Below are 13,805 nucleotides of genomic sequence, written 5' to 3'. Positions count from 1 at the left end.
ACGGTCCCTTCTGTTCTCCGGGGGTGCCGGTCGAGGACCCCGAGCTTATTGGAAATGAAAACCAGTTCTGTATAGTACCCGCCATGGCTCGCACCGAACTACGCCCCGTCATCAAGCTCCGCTCCACCGCCGGCACCGGTCACACCTACGTGACCCGCAAGAACCGCCGGAACGACCCCGACCGCCTGGTCCTGCGCAAGTACGACCCCGTGGTCCGGCGCCACGTCGAGTTCCGCGAGGAACGCTGACCGGGCCCCTCACCGGCCCGCCCTCCCGCCCTCCCACTGACCCGCTCGATCCCCGACACGAAAGGCACCTCCCGTGGACAGCAGCCCCAAGCTGCCCGTCGTCCTCGTCGGCGGTCTGCACGCCGAGGCACGCCGCGCCGCGGTGCGCGAACTCCTGCACTCCACCGCCGGGGCCCTCGCCCTCCACCACGACCTGCGGCCCGCCGTCGGCGGACCCGTCCGGCGCGTCCTCAGCGACCGGGGCGGCGTCGTCTCCCGCACCGACACCACGCTCGTGAACGACTGCGCCTGCTGCGCGCTCCGCGCGAACCTCCTGCCCGAACTACTGCGACTGGCCGCGGACCCGTCCTGCCGCCTCGCCGTCGTCGAGCTGTGGGACTCCGTGGAACCGCAGGCGATGGCCGAGGTCCTCGTGGGCACCCCGCTGCCCGACGGCAGCGTCTCGGGCAGCCTGCTGACGGCCGCCGGAGTCGTCACCTGCGTCGACCCCGCGCTCCTGCTCGACCACCTCAGCTGCGGCGACGACCTCTCGGAGCACGCCCTCTCCGTCGCTCCCGGCGACCACCGCACCGTCGCCGACACCCTGGCCCGGCAGCTGGAGTACGCCGGCGTCCTCGCGCTGGCACCGGGCGAGGACACCGGACCCGGCGACGTCGAACTGCTCACCCAGCTGCACCCGACGGCCCGTCAGGTCACCATCGGCACGGGCCGGCTGGCCGCGGCCGCTCAGGCCGGCTTCGACGTGACCGCGGCCGCCGCACGGCAGCACCCGGCCTGCGCCCTGCTGCCCCAGGAGGCGGACGCCCATGGCGTCGCCACCCTGGTGTGGCGCTCGGCGCGGCCCTTCCACCCCGGGCGGCTGCACGCGGCGCTGGAGGACCTCAGCTGCGCCGCCGCCCGCAGCCGCGGCCGCTTCTGGCTGGCCGACCACCCCGACACCCTGCTCTCCTGGGAGGCCGCCGGGGGCGCGCTGTGCATCGAGGACGTCGGACCGTGGCTCGCCGCCCTCCCGGACGCGGCGTGGGAGATGGTGCCGCCCGAACGGCGGGTGGCCGCCGCCCTGGACTGGCACCCCGAGCACGGCGACCGCGGCCAGCACCTCACCTTCACCTCGCCCGACCTCGACCGCGAAGGGCTCGTGGCCACCCTCGACGGCTGCCTGCTCACGGACGCCGAGTACGCGGCAGGACCCGACGGCTGGCGCCGCCTCCCCCACGCCTTCGACGGCTTCCTCGACCACGCGGCCTGAACCGCACACCGCGACGACCCACCGGAGACAGCACCATGACGACCAACCGCACCGGCACGGCCAGGGGCAAGGCCAAGGAGACCCGCAGGGCCCGGCCGAACCCGCTCATCGCCGCGGGGATCGAGTACGTCGACTACAAGGACACCGACCTGCTGCGGAGGTTCATCTCCGACCGGGGCAAGATCCGCAGCCGGCGGGTCACCCGCGTCACCGCCCGCCAGCAGCGGGCCCTCGCCCGGGCCGTGAAGAACGCCCGCGAGATGGCCCTGCTGCCGTACGCCTCCCGCTGACCGCCCTCACCGGCAGAACCACAGAACCCGCAGAGGAGAACCCATGGCCGTGCCCAAGCGCAAGACGTCCCGCAGCAACACCCGCCACCGCCGCGCCCGGTGGAAGGCGGAGGCCCCCCATCTGGTCAAGGTCACCGTCGACGGGCAGGAGAAGTTGGTGCCGGTCCACCTCGTCCGCGCCCTCCGTCGCGGCCTGCTGCCCGGACAGGACTGACGGGACCCGCCCGGCCGACCGGGACGTACGCGCGGCGGGGACGGCGTCGGCGGCCGGGGCAGCGGGTCGGCCGCTCAGGCCTCCCCGGCCGGAAGGGCGTACAGGCCGGGGAGGTTGACCACGATGGCCTCCTGCGTGCTGCGGGCGATGACGACCACGGCCTCCTCCGCGGGGTCCGGGTTCTCCTCGCGGTGCGGGACGTACGGCGGGACGAAGACGTAGTCACCGGGTGAGGTGCGCAGGCGCACCTCGTCGGGCCCGTCGCCCGAGCCGTCCAGGAACACGAACTCGGGGTGCCCGCTCACCACGTAGATCGCGGTCTCGGACGCGCCGTGGTGGTGGTCGGAGGACGCGGTCGCCGGGGCGACGTGGGTCTGCCCCATCCACAGCTTCTCGGAGCCCACGGTCCGTCCGCTCACGGCGGCGAACCGGCGCATCCCGCCGGTCTGGGCCGTCTCCCCGTCCAGGGCGTCCGCACGGACGTGGTGCAGCCGCGTGCCCAGGGACGCCGCCGCGTGCCCGGGCGCGTCGTGGAGGTGGGGGTGGAAACCTTCACCTGGAGTCGACTGGGGCTCGCTCATGGCCGGGACGCTAGAGCGGCCCCGAAAGGGATGTCAAGAAGCGCCCATCGCCCTTCACCTGCGACGACGCCACTGCGAGGCGGGGTAACGGTGCCGCAACTCCCGGGCCACGCGGGCGGGTTCGGGCACGAGGCGGCCCTCCGCGTCCCCGCGGGGCGGAGTACGCCACGCGGGCTCCGCCGGGGGCCTGCCCGCCCCCTGATCTGCGGGGCCGTCGCCGCCGTGCGGACCGCTCCTGCCCCGCTTCCCGGCGTCGGTGGACACGGCCGCGCGGCCGCCGCAGCCGGCGGCGGGGCCGCCCGTGGCCCTCGCATCCTGCACCGGCCGGATCCTGACGTCCCGCCAGGACCACGTTCCGGTCCATGAGACACCCATGGGTGTCCATTGACAGCCGCTCCCGGCCCTCGCCACGATGAACAACATGCTCATGACGCACCCCGGCGTGGTGTGCCGCTACGTGGACCTGCGGCGCACCTCCAGCGCCCTCTGTCGCTGACCGCCCGCCGCACAGGGCCCACGAGCGCCTGACCGCGCCGTCGAGCCGTACGCCTGCCGCCCGCGTCGCGGTGAGCCCCCGCGTACGAAGCCGGAGTCGCCCCCGCGCTCCTCCCCCGCCGGGACACGACCCGCACGCCGTCAAGTCCCAGCATGGCATGCAGCTTTCGGTCGTCCGTGGCGCCCACCACGACCTGCGGCACCGCCCGGTGGCAGCCGAGGTCGTCACCTCACTCGAGACGCCGCGCGACGGGCCGACGCCCGTCGTCGCGGCTGAATCCAGCGCCCCGTGACCGGGCCGAGGTCCCCGCGCGCCCCCGTTCCGCCCGCCCGAACCCGGAAGGTCCCCATGGCCGTCATCCTGTCCGTCTCCGGAAGCCCCTCCGCCACCTCCCGCACCGCACGGCTGCTGCGCCACCTGGACGACCGGCTGCGGCTCCAGGGCCACGAGGTGGTCCCCCTGGACGTGCGTACGCTGCCCGCCGACGCCCTGCTCGGCGCCGACCTCCACCACCCGGCCGTCACCGGGGCCGCGGCCTTGTTCCAGCGGGCCGACGGGGTGGTGATCGGCACGCCCGTCTACAAGGCCGCCTACTCGGGCCTGCTGAAGTCGCTGCTCGACCTGCTGCCCCAGTTCGCCCTGGCCGACAAGACCGTGCTGCCGCTGGCCACCGGTGGCACCACGGCCCACGTCCTGGCCATCGACTACGCGCTGCGCCCGGTGCTGAGTGCGATGGGCGCCACCCACATCGTGCCGGGGTGGTTCACGCTCGACAGGGACCTCACCGTCGCCGACGACGGCACACTCACCGTCGCGCCCGCCACCGCCGAGGCCCTGACGCAGGTCACCGACCGCTTCTCCGCGGCGTTGGGAGGCCGTACGACCGTGCTCGCGCCCACGGGGTGAGCCCCTGCCCGCCGTACGCCGCGCGCGGGGTCACCTCGCGGGGCCGGCCTCCTCGCACAGGTCGCGGATCGCGGTCACGTGCGGGTGCCAGGGACGCGTGGCCGGGCCGGTGAGGAACAACCGCCTCTCCACCCGCGGCAGTACGGGGACGAGGGTGAGGCCCCCGGGCAGCATGCTCCCGGCCAGGGAGGGGACGACTGCGACGCCGAGGCCGGCCTCGACCATGCAGAGCAGGGTGCCGAGTTCGCGGATGTGCTGGGTGGGGCGGTACGGGACCCCGGCCAGCGCGTGGAGTTCCCGCAGCTGGTCCTCGGCGCCGGAGGTGGTGGCGAGCAGCGGGTCGTCCAGCAGGTCGGCCAGTTCGATGGAGTCCTCACCGGCCAGCGGGTGGTCTCCGCGCATGACGGCTTCCAGCACGTCGGTCCCGACCGGGGCGGCCCCGCGGGGCACCGGGTCGGGGTCGATGAGGACCGCCGCGTCGACCGTGCCGCCCTCCAGCCACTGCGTGATCTCCTCGGCGAAGCCCTCGAAGATCCTGACCTCGACGTGCGGGGCGTGCTCGCGCCACAGGTTCAGCAGCCGGGGCAGCAGGCCGTGCGCGGCGGTCGGCGGCACGGCCAGGGTGATCGTGCCCGCGGCTCCGGCGTGGTGCCGGGCGGCCGCCGCCGCGGCGAACGCCCGTGCCGCGGCGAGCGTGGCCCGGGCGTGCGGCAGCAGGACGTCGCCCAGGGGCGTGGGCCCGACGGGGGCGGCGCGCCGCACCAGTTCACCCTGCACGGCGCGCTCCAGCGACGCGAGCGAGTGGGACACCGAGGACTGGCTCATGCCGAGCGCGGCGGCAGCCGTGCCGAACCCCCCGTGGTCCGCGATCGCGACGAACACGCTCAGTTGCCGCAGGGTCACGTTCATCGGGACCTCGCATCACGGGATGAATGCCATCGATTTGCCTCATCCTATGACGCGCGGCCACGCTGGCAGGGCTCCCGCACGACCGAGAGAGGCGACGTCACCATGCCGAACGCGACTCCGGGCTCCTGTCCGGCCGCCGCCCCGGGGGCCGGCGCGTGACCGGCCGGGCGGGACGCGGCGGCCGGGTCGTCGTCGGCGCGAGCGGGTCCCTGGCCAGCCTCGCGGCACTGCGCCGCGGCCTCCGCGAGGCCCGTGCCACGGGCTGCCCCCTCCTCGCCGTCATGGCGTGGGAGCCGCCGGAGGGCGAGGTCCTCTACCGCCTGCGGCCCGAGTCCTCGTGGGCGGACCTCTGGGCCGAGGCGGCGGCGTGGCGTCTGGAAAGGGCCTTGGAGGAGGCGCTGGGCGGCACGGCGCAGGGGGTACGGATCGAGCGGTGGGTGGTCATGGGCCGCCCGGGGGCGGTGTTGTGCGCCGTCGCGTCGGGCGCCCGCGACCTGCTGCTCGTCGGCGCGGCGCGGCCCTCGCGGACGCCGACGGGTCTGCACCGCAGGCCCGTGCAGCGGGCCGTCCTCGCGCACGCGGTGTGCGACGTCCTGATCGTCGCCGGGCCGCGGCTGCTGCCGCGCGAGGCGCGCCTGCTGCACCGCGGCCGCAGGCGCGACGCCCGCCTGAGGGCCCGTCAGGCCCGGCGCTGAGCCCGGACTCCGGCGGCCCTCGTACCCGTACGGCACCCGCACCCGCACCCGCACCCCCATCCGCACCCCCATCCGCACCCGAGGAGGGAACCCCCGTATGACCCGAGGGACCGGCCCCGCTCCGCACTCCGATCCCCGCAGGGCACGCGAGTGCCGGACCTGCCGCGGCTGGGGAACGCTCGTCGCCGCCCCCGGCGGCCTGGCCCTGTGCCGGGGCTGCCAGCTCCCCCGGCAGCGGTCCGGCCCTGCCGTCCCGTACGCCCAGGAGACTCCCCCGCCCCGCGCCGCCCGGTACGCCTCGGCCGCACCGGCCGTCCGCTGCCCGTCCGCGGAGCGCTGAGGGCGCGGCCCCCTCCGGCGCCGACCCCCCGATCGGCGGATCCCGCCGCCGCGCCGGCACGTGCGTGGGGGCCCGCAGTTCTGCGGGCCCCCACGCACGTCCCCGGCCGGGGTCAGCAGTCGCGGAACTCCGGCGATTGGTTGAGCACCTGGGACCGCACCGAGGTGAAGCGGGCGTGGATCTCGCCGCCCTGGTCCTCGGGCCGGAAGACGGCGACCCGGTGGCAGTTCTGGAAGGCCAGCGTCACCCCGAAGTGCCGCTCCAGGCTTCCGCGGATCGCGTCGCTCGCCAGGGCCCGCAGCAACTGGCCACGTTCCCTCTCCGACGGCGGAGGGGTCCGGTTGTCAGCGAAGGCCGCGCCGCCGGCCCGCAACTGGTCCACGAGTGCGGCGATCAGGTCGTAGGCGTAGGGCACTGAGGTGCGGACGGTGTCGACGAAGTCCTGCAGCGTTCCCGCGTGGCCGGCGCAGTCGCCCCGTGAGCCCGGGAACGCCGGCCACGCGTCGGGCGGCTGCGCCCGCCGGCCGGGGAAGCCGCGTCAGTGGTCGTCCCAGTGGCCCTCGTGGGCCGCGTGACGGTGCCCGTCGTGGACGTAGTCGATGTGGTTGCCGTGCGGCACGGCGACATGACCGCATCCCTCAGCGTGCTGGTGGCTGTGCCCCTCGTGGGCCACGTGCGCCGCCGCGTCGCATTCGTCGATGTGGTCGCCGTGGCCGCGATGGAGGTGACCGTCGTGGGCGTAGTCGGTGTGGTCACCGTGCGGTACGGCGACATGGCCGCAGCCTTCGCCATGGGTGTGCTGGTGCTGATCGTGCGGACGGTGCTGGTCCGTGCTCTGCATCGGGACTCCTTTCGTGGCGCCTCGCACGCTCACGGGACGCCGGTCACGTGTCACCGCTGAAGCATCGTCGACCGATAAGCAGCGTAGCGCCGGATACATACCCATTGCCCGTCGGCACCCGCACCGCCGGGCGCCCACAACTGCCGCACGCGTCGCGGAAGTAGGTGGTTTTGAAATTCGTTATCATCTACTCTGGAGGAACCCGACACTCCGCCGCCACCAGCCCTGCGACCGTCCAGAGAGACCTTCATCGTGATCGCTGCCGCGACTCCACGTATCCGCCGTCGGCCGTTCCTCGACGACGCCATTCCGCTGTGACACTCGGCGACCAGCACACCCACGCCGTCACGTACCGCCGATGCGCCGACGCCCCGACCCGGAGGCCGGCGTGACAACCACCCCTCACGACGGGGAGGTGGCCGTGCCGGGCGGCCGGCGCACCCCTCAACGGAAATGGGTCCTGGACGCACTGATCGACAGCAACGGCTTCGTCAGCGCCCAGGCCCTGTACACCCGCCTGGTCCACCTGGGCAGCCCGGTGGGGCTGAGCACCGTCTACCGGACCCTCAGGGTCCTCGCCGAGAGCGGTCGCGCCGACATCGTCCGGGACACCAACGGCGAGCGGCTCTTTCGCTACCGGCCCTCCGCCGAACACCGGCACTACATCCTGTGCCGTCGCTGCGGACTCAGTACGGCGGTCGAAGCCTCAGCGGTGGAGGCGTGGGCCAAGACCGTCGCCACGTTCTCGGGCTTCGCCGAAGTCGAGCACACCGTCGAACTCACCGGCCTGTGCCCGCAGTGCCGCGCACGGGCATGAACGTCTGCTCCATCCGGTACGGCCACGCCCGCGGGTCCGGCGACGGGGGCCCGCGGCCGGCGCCCACGTGGTCGTCCGGATCCGCGAGCGCCCGGGGCGTTCCCGCCGTTGCCGGCGGCCTTCTAGGGGTGCTGCGTCAACCGGGCTTCGTGCTCGTGCTCGTGCTCGTGCTCACAGGCGTCGCCCACCTCGTGGACGAACCACTCGGGGAACGGGTCGGTCGCCACGACGTCGTCCTCGCCGGCCACGAGACAGGCCGACAGCGCCGCATGCAGGGCTCCCGGACGCAGGCCCACTCCGATGAACACCAGCTCCTGGGCGTGGGCCGAGTCACCCTCCGGAGCGCCGGACGGCTCGAACCGCGCCACGGAACCGGCCTGTGACCACAGCCCCGTCACCTGCGGTCTGCTGACCAGGCGGAAGAAGCCCTTGGAACGCAGGACCTGCCCGAACGCGCCGCTGTCGAGGCCTTCGCTGACGAAGTCCCACAGGCGACCGGGATGGAAGGGGCGGTCGGAGCGGAAGACGGTGCTGGAGATGCCGTACTCCTCGGTCTCCGGCACATGGTCCCCGTTGAGCTCCATGACCCACCCGGGCGCCTGCTGAGCCCGTTCCAGGTCGAACCGCCCGGTGCCGAGCACCTCACGCACATCGACCCGACCGTGCCGGGCCGGCACGATGCGCGCGACCGGGTTGAGGCGCGTGAGCGTGGCCCGAAGCCGGTCGGCGGACTCCTCGTCCACGAGGTCCAGCTTGTTGAGCACGATGACGTCCGCGAACTCGATCTGGTCCATGAGCAGGTCGCTGACCGTACGCTCGTCGTCCTCGTACTGGTCGAGTCCCCGCTCGGCGAGACCGTCCCCACCCGTGAGCTCGGTCAGGAAGTTCGCGGCGTCGACGACGGTGACCATGGTGTCCAGCCGGGCCAGCTCGCCGAGCGTCGTCCCGTCGTCGCGCGGGAAGGCGAAGGTCGCGGCCACCGGCATCGGCTCGGAGATGCCGCTGGACTCGATGAGCAGGTAATCGAAGCGATCCTCCCCGGCCAGCCGGGCCACTTCTTCCAGCAGGTCGTCCCGCAGGGTGCAGCAGATGCAGCCGTTGGTCATCTCGACCAGGCGCTCCTCCGTGCGGGACAGGGCCGCCTGGCCGCCGCGCACCAGTGCGGCATCGATGTTGATCTCGCTCATGTCGTTGACGATCACCGCGACACGAAGGCCCTCGCGGTTGCGCAGCACATGGTTGAGCAGTGTGGTCTTACCCGCGCCGAGGAAGCCCGACAACACGGTCACGGGCAGTCGATCGTGTGCCACGCCCGTCAGCCTTCCGGGCGGAGCAGACCGCGCTCGTAGGCCTTGGCGAGCCTGCGAGGGACCCGGTGCACCGAACCGTCCACGGCGACGGGGACCAACGCGGCCGGGGAGGCCTTCCACCGGGCCCGGCGATGACGGGTGTTGCTGCGGGACATCTTGCGCTTCGGTACGGCCACGGCAGATCACTCCTCGATGGGGTCGGCGTCACGCTATATGACAATGGTTTCCATTCCAAAAACCCCCCCTCCGCCACTCCCGGGCACGGGACGGCGGCCCCGGCCGCGACTCGGCAGCCCCCGAGAGATTTTGCCCCGGCCGAGTCGATAGTGGTATTCATTTTCATCTAAGCTCCGATGGGCGTGGCCGTGAGCCCGCTCCAACGACTCCCCTTCGCAGGCCCTGGAGGCTTCCTTGATGTCCCAGTCCACTTCCCGCCTTGCCGTGCTGCTGGCCGGTGCCGCGTCGCTCAGCCTGCTGACCGGCTGCGGGGGTTCCTCCGACGACACCGCGAGCGCCAAGAGCAGCGGTTCCGCGCCCAAGGTGACCGTCGTCGCCTCCACCAACGTCTACGGCGACATCGTCGAGCGCATAGGCGGCGACCGGGTCGACGTCACGTCGATCATCAGCGACCCCGACCAGGACCCGCACTCCTACGAGGCCGGCACCCGCAACCAACTCGCCCTGTCCAAGGCGAAGGTCGTGGTGGAGAACGGCGGCGGCTACGACGACTTCATCGACCGGATGCTGGGGAGCGGCAACGCCTCCGCGGACGTCGTCAACGCCGTCGAGGTCTCGGGCCGGACCGCTCCGGCGGGCGAGGAACTCAACGAGCACGTCTGGTACGACTTCCCCTCGGTGAGCAAGGTCGCCGACCGCATCGCCGACGCCCTGGGCAAGGCGGACCCCGCCAACGCCGGCACCTTCACCGAGAACGCGGCCGCCTTCAAGAAGAGCCTCACCGCGCTGGAGGACAAGGAGGCCGCCCTCAAGTCCGCGCACGACGGCGACGGAGTGGCGATCACCGAGCCGGTGCCCGTGTACCTGCTCGAGGCGTCCGGACTGGTCAACCGGACACCCGAGGAGTTCAGCGAGGCCGTCGAGGAGGGCGACGACGTGTCCGCCAAGGTCCTCAAGACCACGCTGGACCTCTTCTCCGGCAAGAAGGTCGAGGCCCTCGTCCACAACGAGCAGACCTCCGGCGCCCAGACGGAGAAGGTCAAGTCGGCCGCCGAGGCGGCCGGCGTGCCCGTCGTGCCCGTCACCGAGACCCTGCCCGCCGGCAAGGACTACCTGACGTGGATGAACGACAACGTCGACGCACTCGCCGACGCCCTGAACAAGTGACGCGGCAGCCCTCAGCGCAGGTACCCGGACCCCGCACGGGAGACACCGGCGCCAACGCCGAGCCGGCGCCGCTGATCCGGATCAGGAAGGGCGGTCTCCGGCGCGCGGACCGCACCCTCTGGGAGGGACTCGACCTCGACGTGGCGCCCGGGCAGTTCTGGGCGGTGCTGGGACCGAACGGCTCCGGCAAGACCAGCTTGGTCCAGGCCCTCCTGGGCCTCCGGCCGCTCTCCCACGGCACCCTGCGCGTGCTCGGCGACGATCCCCGGCGCGCCGCGCGGCACATCGGCTACGTACCGCAGCAGGGCACCGCCCCCGCGCACGAGATGGTGCGCGCCCGCGATCTCGTCGGCTACGGCCTGGACGGGCACCGGTTCGGACTGCGCCGGCGCGACGCCGCCACACGGCGGCGCATCGACGCCGTACTGGAGTCCGTCGGAGCGTCGGCGTACGCGAACGCGCCGCTCGGCACCCTCTCGGGCGGCGAGCGGCAGCGCGTCCGCATCGGCCAGGCACTGGCCACCGACCCGCGCGTGCTGCTGTGCGACGAGCCCACGCTCTCCCTGGACCTCCACCACCAGCGCGCGGTGACCGAACTCATCGACCGCAGGCGCCGGGACCACGGGACCGCCGTGGTGTTCGTGACCCACGAGGTCAACCCCGTCCTCGACCTCGTCGACCGGATCCTCTACCTCGCCCCGCAGGGACACCGCACCGGTACGCCGGAGGAGGTGCTGACGTCGCGATCCCTGTCGGCGCTGTACGGCTCCCGGGTCGACGTCCTGCGCGTACGGGGCAGGATCGTCGTCGTCGGAGCCCACGACCAGCAGGCCGTGCACCACCCGGAACACCCGGAAGCGGACGCCGAGGACGCACACGAGACCGACGGAGCACGCCCATGACAGCGACCGGAACGTGGCAGCATCTGTTCGACTTCCAGGACTACGGCGCCCTGCTCGGCCTGGTGCGCAACTCCCTCATCGTGGGCGGCGTCCTGGGGCTGGTCGGCGGGCTCACCGGGGTCTTCGTGGTGCTCCGCGACCTGCCCTTCGCCGTGCACGGGATCAGCGAACTGTCCTTCGCGGGCGCCTCGGCGGCCCTGCTGCTCGGGGTGAACGTGGTGGCGGGCTCCATCGCCGGATCGCTCATCGCCGCCTCGGTGATCGGCGTACTGGGCACCCGCGCCCGGGACCGGAACTCGGTCATCGGCATCCTGATGCCGTTCGGGCTCGGCCTCGGCGTCTTGTTCCTCGCGCTCTACAAGGGACGTTCGGCCAACAAGTTCGGCCTGCTGACCGGTCAGATCGTGGCCGTCGACGACCCGCGGACCGGATGGATGCTCACCGTTTCCGTGCTCGTGCTGATCGCCCTCGCGGCCATCTGGCGTCCGCTGACCTTCGCCAGCGCCGACGCGCAGGTCGCCCGGGCACGCGGCCTGCCGGTCAGGGGGCTGTCCGTGGCCTTCATGCTCATCCTGGGCATCGCGATCGCCCTGTCGGTACAGGTCGTCGGAGCACTCCTGGTCCTCAGCCTGGTCGTCACCCCCGCCGCGGCAGCGAGTCGGGTGACAGCCTCTCCGGTGCTCCTGCCCCTGCTCAGCGTGCTGTTCGCCGTCGTCGCCATAGAGGGCGGCATCCTCCTCGCCCTCGGCAGCAGCATCCCCATCAGCCCCTACGTGACGACGATCTCGTTCCTCGTGTACGTCGCGTGCCGGCTGGTCGGCCCACGTCGCACCCGACGCATACGGACGACCGCCGACGTGACGGGAGTCGCCGGCGCAGCGGTGCTCCCGGGTCGGACGTAGAACGAGCGCGGCGCCCGCGGACGAACCGTCCGCGGGCGCCACTTCGATGTGCGCCGACAGGTCAGTTCCCGCCTCGGCTACGAACGAAGTGGATGCCGAGGCCCGCAAGGGCCACGGCAAGCAGGACAGTGCCGATCGAACCGTCGGATTGGGCGGTTCCGAAGCCGTAGATCACCGTGATGACCGCGGCGAGCAGAAGAGCGCCTCCCAGCAGCCGACGCCACGTGCGGCTCGCGTGCACCTCGTTCTCCTGATCATGAGTCGCCATCCGCTTGTCCTCTCAGCTTGGTGTTCAGGCCTGGTGAGCATGGTGATGCGGTCAACTCCTCGACGCGCAGGGCGGCGAAGGCGCCCAGGCCGAGGCCCTCTCCGGGGGCGGCATCCGCGAGGGACCGCAGAGTGATCCTCCGGGGCGGGCGTCCCGTCTGGTCCGTGACGCACCGCAGTTCCGCCACGGTCCATGCCTGGACGGCTCGCGATGTCGGGCTGGGCGTCGCGTGCTGGGCAGTGCCTGCCAGAAAGACCGATGCCTCGGGCCGGGTCGTCTGCTGGAAATCCGCACACCCTTCCGTGGTGCTCCACAGCAGAGTCAGCAAGGCGCGCACCGCGTCACTGTCGCGAGAAGGCTGCGACACGACGTCACCCAGGGCAGTCTTCAGACGCCCAGCGTGGCGATCGACCGCGGCGCATGGGTTCCCTGCGCGCGCCAGAGCCATGGACGCAGCAGTGACGATGGTGATGCGGTCCATCGGATCCCCGGCTAGGCGCAGCACGGCGTCGGCAGAACCGAGCACGTCCCGCACAGGTGGTGGGTCGCCGGCTGCCAGGGACAGGGCGAGGAGATGGCGGACCTGGTCACCCGGCGGAGAAGACGCGGCGGGCTGCCTCATGTGCTCAAGGACCGCAGGAGCCCCCGTGAGCCGGACCTGAGCGATGGTCGCCAGGTAGCCGTCGATGATCGAGTTCCGGTCCGGCTGGTCCGGAACGCTGCCGCGCAGCACCGCGACGTCCTTCATCGCTCGGGCGGCTGACGGGGACAGCTGGATTCGCTTCAGGTTCGGCAGCGATCGAAGCGTGGCCGTGGCTGCGGCCATCTCCGTCAGGGACACGGCCGTACCGCGGAAGTACGGTCCTTGGTCCTCAGCGAGTACCGACTCCAGGGCCGCTTCCGCGTCGCGCCTCAGCGTCGCGATACGGGCGGGGTCCTGACCGGGGTCATGCCGTGTCGCGTCGGCAGGCTGAACCAGGACGACCGCGTCGGGCACGGTCCGCGCGGTGCCCTGCCTCGGCAGGCGGGCGATCGCTGTCCGGAGCCGCGCCTCGCTTGCTGATACTCACTTCTTGCTCCCCGATGTGTTTCGTCTCGCCACGGAGGAGCGACACATCTGTGGCGCTACCCCCGTCGCGCTGGATCGGCACTGCGTCAGGGCGTACGAGAAGCCCGGACAGCAATACCGTTCAAGGGTCAACCGAATCTCTTCCCCTTGGTCAGAGGGGCTACGGTTGAACGCTTTGATCAAACACTCTCCTGTTCTGATCGAAAACAGCAAGTCACCTGAGCTGAATATGAGGTTGGACCCGACACATTATTGAAAACCGAAATTCTCACGTGGGGAAGTCAGGCCGGGCAGGGGGAAACAACGGCCAGGTCTGCTGCGGTCTGCGCAGCGAAGACGGCCCGGGTGAACGTGGTTGCATCGGCGTGGCCGGCTTCGGCAGGCCTCGCGGGAACGTGCCCCCGTCATCGAGGGGCCGGCCGGA

The 13,805-nt window shown here is 72.3% G+C and carries 20 protein-coding genes; 12 read left to right on the top strand and 8 right to left on the bottom strand.

What is annotated here, in order from left to right; translation table 11 throughout:
* Positions 1 to 83 precede the first annotated feature (83 nt).
* The 4 genes from rpmG to rpmF (ACZ7MY_RS10680) all read left to right on the top strand — a co-directional run bounded on the left by rpmG (position 84) and on the right by rpmF (ACZ7MY_RS10680) (position 2,001).
* Positions 84 to 248 (top strand): 50S ribosomal protein L33, encoded by a 165-nt coding sequence (gene rpmG / locus ACZ7MY_RS10695; protein ID WP_499600989.1) that lies wholly within the window; start codon positions 84 to 86, stop codon positions 246 to 248.
* A gap of 73 nt (positions 249 to 321) precedes the next feature.
* Complete coding sequence (locus tag ACZ7MY_RS10690) at positions 322 to 1,497, top strand: CobW family GTP-binding protein (RefSeq protein ID WP_499600988.1); 1,176 nt, start codon at positions 322 to 324, stop codon at positions 1,495 to 1,497.
* A gap of 35 nt (positions 1,498 to 1,532) precedes the next feature.
* A complete protein-coding gene (gene rpsR / locus ACZ7MY_RS10685) occupies positions 1,533 to 1,787 on the top strand; it encodes a 30S ribosomal protein S18 (protein ID WP_499600987.1) in 255 nt (84 codons plus the stop codon).
* 43 nt (positions 1,788 to 1,830) lie between these two features.
* A complete protein-coding gene (gene rpmF / locus ACZ7MY_RS10680; RefSeq protein ID WP_499600986.1) occupies positions 1,831 to 2,001 on the top strand; it encodes a 50S ribosomal protein L32 in 171 nt (56 codons plus the stop codon).
* 74 nt (positions 2,002 to 2,075) lie between these two features.
* Here rpmF (ACZ7MY_RS10680) and ACZ7MY_RS10675 read toward each other — a convergent pair whose 3' ends face one another.
* Positions 2,076 to 2,582 (bottom strand): cupin domain-containing protein, encoded by a 507-nt coding sequence (locus ACZ7MY_RS10675; RefSeq protein WP_499600985.1) that lies wholly within the window; start codon positions 2,580 to 2,582, stop codon positions 2,076 to 2,078.
* A 653-nt stretch (positions 2,583 to 3,235) separates the two neighbouring features.
* Between ACZ7MY_RS10675 and ACZ7MY_RS10670 the strand changes: the two genes are divergently transcribed.
* Positions 3,236 to 3,370, top strand: coding sequence for a hypothetical protein (locus ACZ7MY_RS10670; protein ID WP_499600984.1), 135 nt, complete (start codon positions 3,236 to 3,238; stop codon positions 3,368 to 3,370).
* 56 nt (positions 3,371 to 3,426) lie between these two features.
* Entirely contained in the window at positions 3,427 to 3,984 is a 558-nt protein-coding gene (gene ssuE, locus ACZ7MY_RS10665) for an NADPH-dependent FMN reductase (protein WP_499600983.1), read from the top strand.
* A 30-nt stretch (positions 3,985 to 4,014) separates the two neighbouring features.
* Here the strand turns inward: ssuE and ACZ7MY_RS10660 are convergent, their stop codons facing one another.
* Positions 4,015 to 4,893, bottom strand: a complete 879-nt coding sequence (locus ACZ7MY_RS10660; protein WP_499600982.1) for a LysR family transcriptional regulator — start codon at positions 4,891 to 4,893, stop codon at positions 4,015 to 4,017.
* Positions 4,894 to 5,048: 155 nt separating this feature from the next.
* Between ACZ7MY_RS10660 and ACZ7MY_RS10655 the strand changes: the two genes are divergently transcribed.
* Together ACZ7MY_RS10655 and ACZ7MY_RS10650 are read left to right on the top strand one after the other, a co-directional pair.
* On the top strand, positions 5,049 to 5,588 hold the full coding sequence (locus ACZ7MY_RS10655) for a universal stress protein (RefSeq protein WP_499600981.1): 540 nt from the start codon (positions 5,049 to 5,051) through the stop codon (positions 5,586 to 5,588).
* A 97-nt stretch (positions 5,589 to 5,685) separates the two neighbouring features.
* On the top strand, positions 5,686 to 5,928 hold the full coding sequence (locus ACZ7MY_RS10650) for a hypothetical protein (protein WP_499600980.1): 243 nt from the start codon (positions 5,686 to 5,688) through the stop codon (positions 5,926 to 5,928).
* 112 nt (positions 5,929 to 6,040) lie between these two features.
* On the opposite strand, the gene ACZ7MY_RS10645 is transcribed toward ACZ7MY_RS10650, so the two are convergent.
* Both ACZ7MY_RS10645 and ACZ7MY_RS10640 read right to left on the bottom strand, forming a co-directional pair.
* Positions 6,041 to 6,376 carry an SCO5389 family protein gene (locus ACZ7MY_RS10645; protein ID WP_499601313.1) on the bottom strand — a complete coding sequence of 112 codons (336 nt, stop codon included), beginning with the start codon at positions 6,374 to 6,376 and terminating at the stop codon, positions 6,041 to 6,043.
* Between the two features lie 90 nt (positions 6,377 to 6,466).
* The gene (locus tag ACZ7MY_RS10640) at positions 6,467 to 6,769 is read right to left on the bottom strand and encodes a hypothetical protein (protein WP_499600979.1); all 303 of its coding nucleotides are present in this window, start codon (positions 6,767 to 6,769) and stop codon (positions 6,467 to 6,469) included.
* A gap of 388 nt (positions 6,770 to 7,157) precedes the next feature.
* Here ACZ7MY_RS10640 and ACZ7MY_RS10635 point away from each other — a divergent pair, with 388 nt between their 5' ends.
* Positions 7,158 to 7,586: a Fur family transcriptional regulator gene (locus ACZ7MY_RS10635; protein ID WP_499600978.1), complete on the top strand. Its 429-nt coding sequence runs from the start codon at positions 7,158 to 7,160 to the stop codon at positions 7,584 to 7,586.
* Between the two features lie 122 nt (positions 7,587 to 7,708).
* On the opposite strand, the gene ACZ7MY_RS10630 is transcribed toward ACZ7MY_RS10635, so the two are convergent.
* Together ACZ7MY_RS10630 and rpmF (ACZ7MY_RS10625) are read right to left on the bottom strand one after the other, a co-directional pair.
* Complete coding sequence (locus ACZ7MY_RS10630; protein ID WP_499600977.1) at positions 7,709 to 8,896, bottom strand: GTP-binding protein; 1,188 nt, start codon at positions 8,894 to 8,896, stop codon at positions 7,709 to 7,711.
* 5 nt (positions 8,897 to 8,901) lie between these two features.
* Positions 8,902 to 9,072: a 50S ribosomal protein L32 gene (gene rpmF / locus ACZ7MY_RS10625; RefSeq protein ID WP_499600976.1), complete on the bottom strand. Its 171-nt coding sequence runs from the start codon at positions 9,070 to 9,072 to the stop codon at positions 8,902 to 8,904.
* Between the two features lie 238 nt (positions 9,073 to 9,310).
* On the opposite strand from rpmF (ACZ7MY_RS10625), the gene ACZ7MY_RS10620 reads away from it, so the two are divergent.
* The 3 genes from ACZ7MY_RS10620 to ACZ7MY_RS10610 all read left to right on the top strand — a co-directional run bounded on the left by ACZ7MY_RS10620 (position 9,311) and on the right by ACZ7MY_RS10610 (position 12,044).
* Positions 9,311 to 10,240, top strand: a complete 930-nt coding sequence (locus ACZ7MY_RS10620) for a metal ABC transporter solute-binding protein, Zn/Mn family (RefSeq protein WP_499600975.1) — start codon at positions 9,311 to 9,313, stop codon at positions 10,238 to 10,240.
* A gap of 71 nt (positions 10,241 to 10,311) precedes the next feature.
* On the top strand, positions 10,312 to 11,142 hold the full coding sequence (locus ACZ7MY_RS10615) for a metal ABC transporter ATP-binding protein (RefSeq protein ID WP_499601312.1): 831 nt from the start codon (positions 10,312 to 10,314) through the stop codon (positions 11,140 to 11,142).
* Positions 11,139 to 12,044: a metal ABC transporter permease gene (locus ACZ7MY_RS10610; RefSeq protein ID WP_499600974.1), complete on the top strand. Its 906-nt coding sequence runs from the start codon at positions 11,139 to 11,141 to the stop codon at positions 12,042 to 12,044. Before ACZ7MY_RS10615 ends, ACZ7MY_RS10610 begins: the two co-directional genes overlap by 4 nt.
* A 61-nt stretch (positions 12,045 to 12,105) precedes the next feature.
* On the opposite strand, the gene ACZ7MY_RS10605 is transcribed toward ACZ7MY_RS10610, so the two are convergent.
* Positions 12,106 to 12,312, bottom strand: coding sequence for a hypothetical protein (locus ACZ7MY_RS10605; RefSeq protein WP_499600973.1), 207 nt, complete (start codon positions 12,310 to 12,312; stop codon positions 12,106 to 12,108).
* On the bottom strand, positions 12,299 to 13,309 hold the full coding sequence (locus tag ACZ7MY_RS10600) for a hypothetical protein (RefSeq protein ID WP_499600972.1): 1,011 nt from the start codon (positions 13,307 to 13,309) through the stop codon (positions 12,299 to 12,301). The genes ACZ7MY_RS10605 and ACZ7MY_RS10600 overlap by 14 nt, the downstream gene beginning before the upstream one ends.
* Between the last annotated feature and the right edge of the window lie 496 nt (positions 13,310 to 13,805).

The organism is Streptomyces sp. NPDC111520 (genome assembly GCF_055635295.1).
This window is presented reverse-complemented; position numbering and strand designations above follow the sequence as displayed.

Coding starts and splice junctions, on each gene's coding strand:
- rpmG (WP_499600989.1), top strand. CDS start 84: ATGGCTCGCACCGAACTACGCCCCGTCATCAAGCTCCGCTCCACCGCC.
- rpsR (WP_499600987.1), top strand. CDS start 1,533: ATGACGACCAACCGCACCGGCACGGCCAGGGGCAAGGCCAAGGAGACC.
- rpmF (WP_499600986.1), top strand. CDS start 1,831: ATGGCCGTGCCCAAGCGCAAGACGTCCCGCAGCAACACCCGCCACCGC.
- ACZ7MY_RS10675 (WP_499600985.1), bottom strand. CDS start 2,582: ATGAGCGAGCCCCAGTCGACTCCAGGTGAAGGTTTCCACCCCCACCTC.
- ACZ7MY_RS10670 (WP_499600984.1), top strand. CDS start 3,236: ATGCAGCTTTCGGTCGTCCGTGGCGCCCACCACGACCTGCGGCACCGC.
- ssuE (WP_499600983.1), top strand. CDS start 3,427: ATGGCCGTCATCCTGTCCGTCTCCGGAAGCCCCTCCGCCACCTCCCGC.
- ACZ7MY_RS10660 (WP_499600982.1), bottom strand. CDS start 4,893: ATGAACGTGACCCTGCGGCAACTGAGCGTGTTCGTCGCGATCGCGGAC.
- ACZ7MY_RS10650 (WP_499600980.1), top strand. CDS start 5,686: ATGACCCGAGGGACCGGCCCCGCTCCGCACTCCGATCCCCGCAGGGCA.
- ACZ7MY_RS10640 (WP_499600979.1), bottom strand. CDS start 6,769: ATGCAGAGCACGGACCAGCACCGTCCGCACGATCAGCACCAGCACACC.
- ACZ7MY_RS10620 (WP_499600975.1), top strand. CDS start 9,311: ATGTCCCAGTCCACTTCCCGCCTTGCCGTGCTGCTGGCCGGTGCCGCG.
- ACZ7MY_RS10610 (WP_499600974.1), top strand. CDS start 11,139: ATGACAGCGACCGGAACGTGGCAGCATCTGTTCGACTTCCAGGACTAC.
- ACZ7MY_RS10605 (WP_499600973.1), bottom strand. CDS start 12,312: ATGGCGACTCATGATCAGGAGAACGAGGTGCACGCGAGCCGCACGTGG.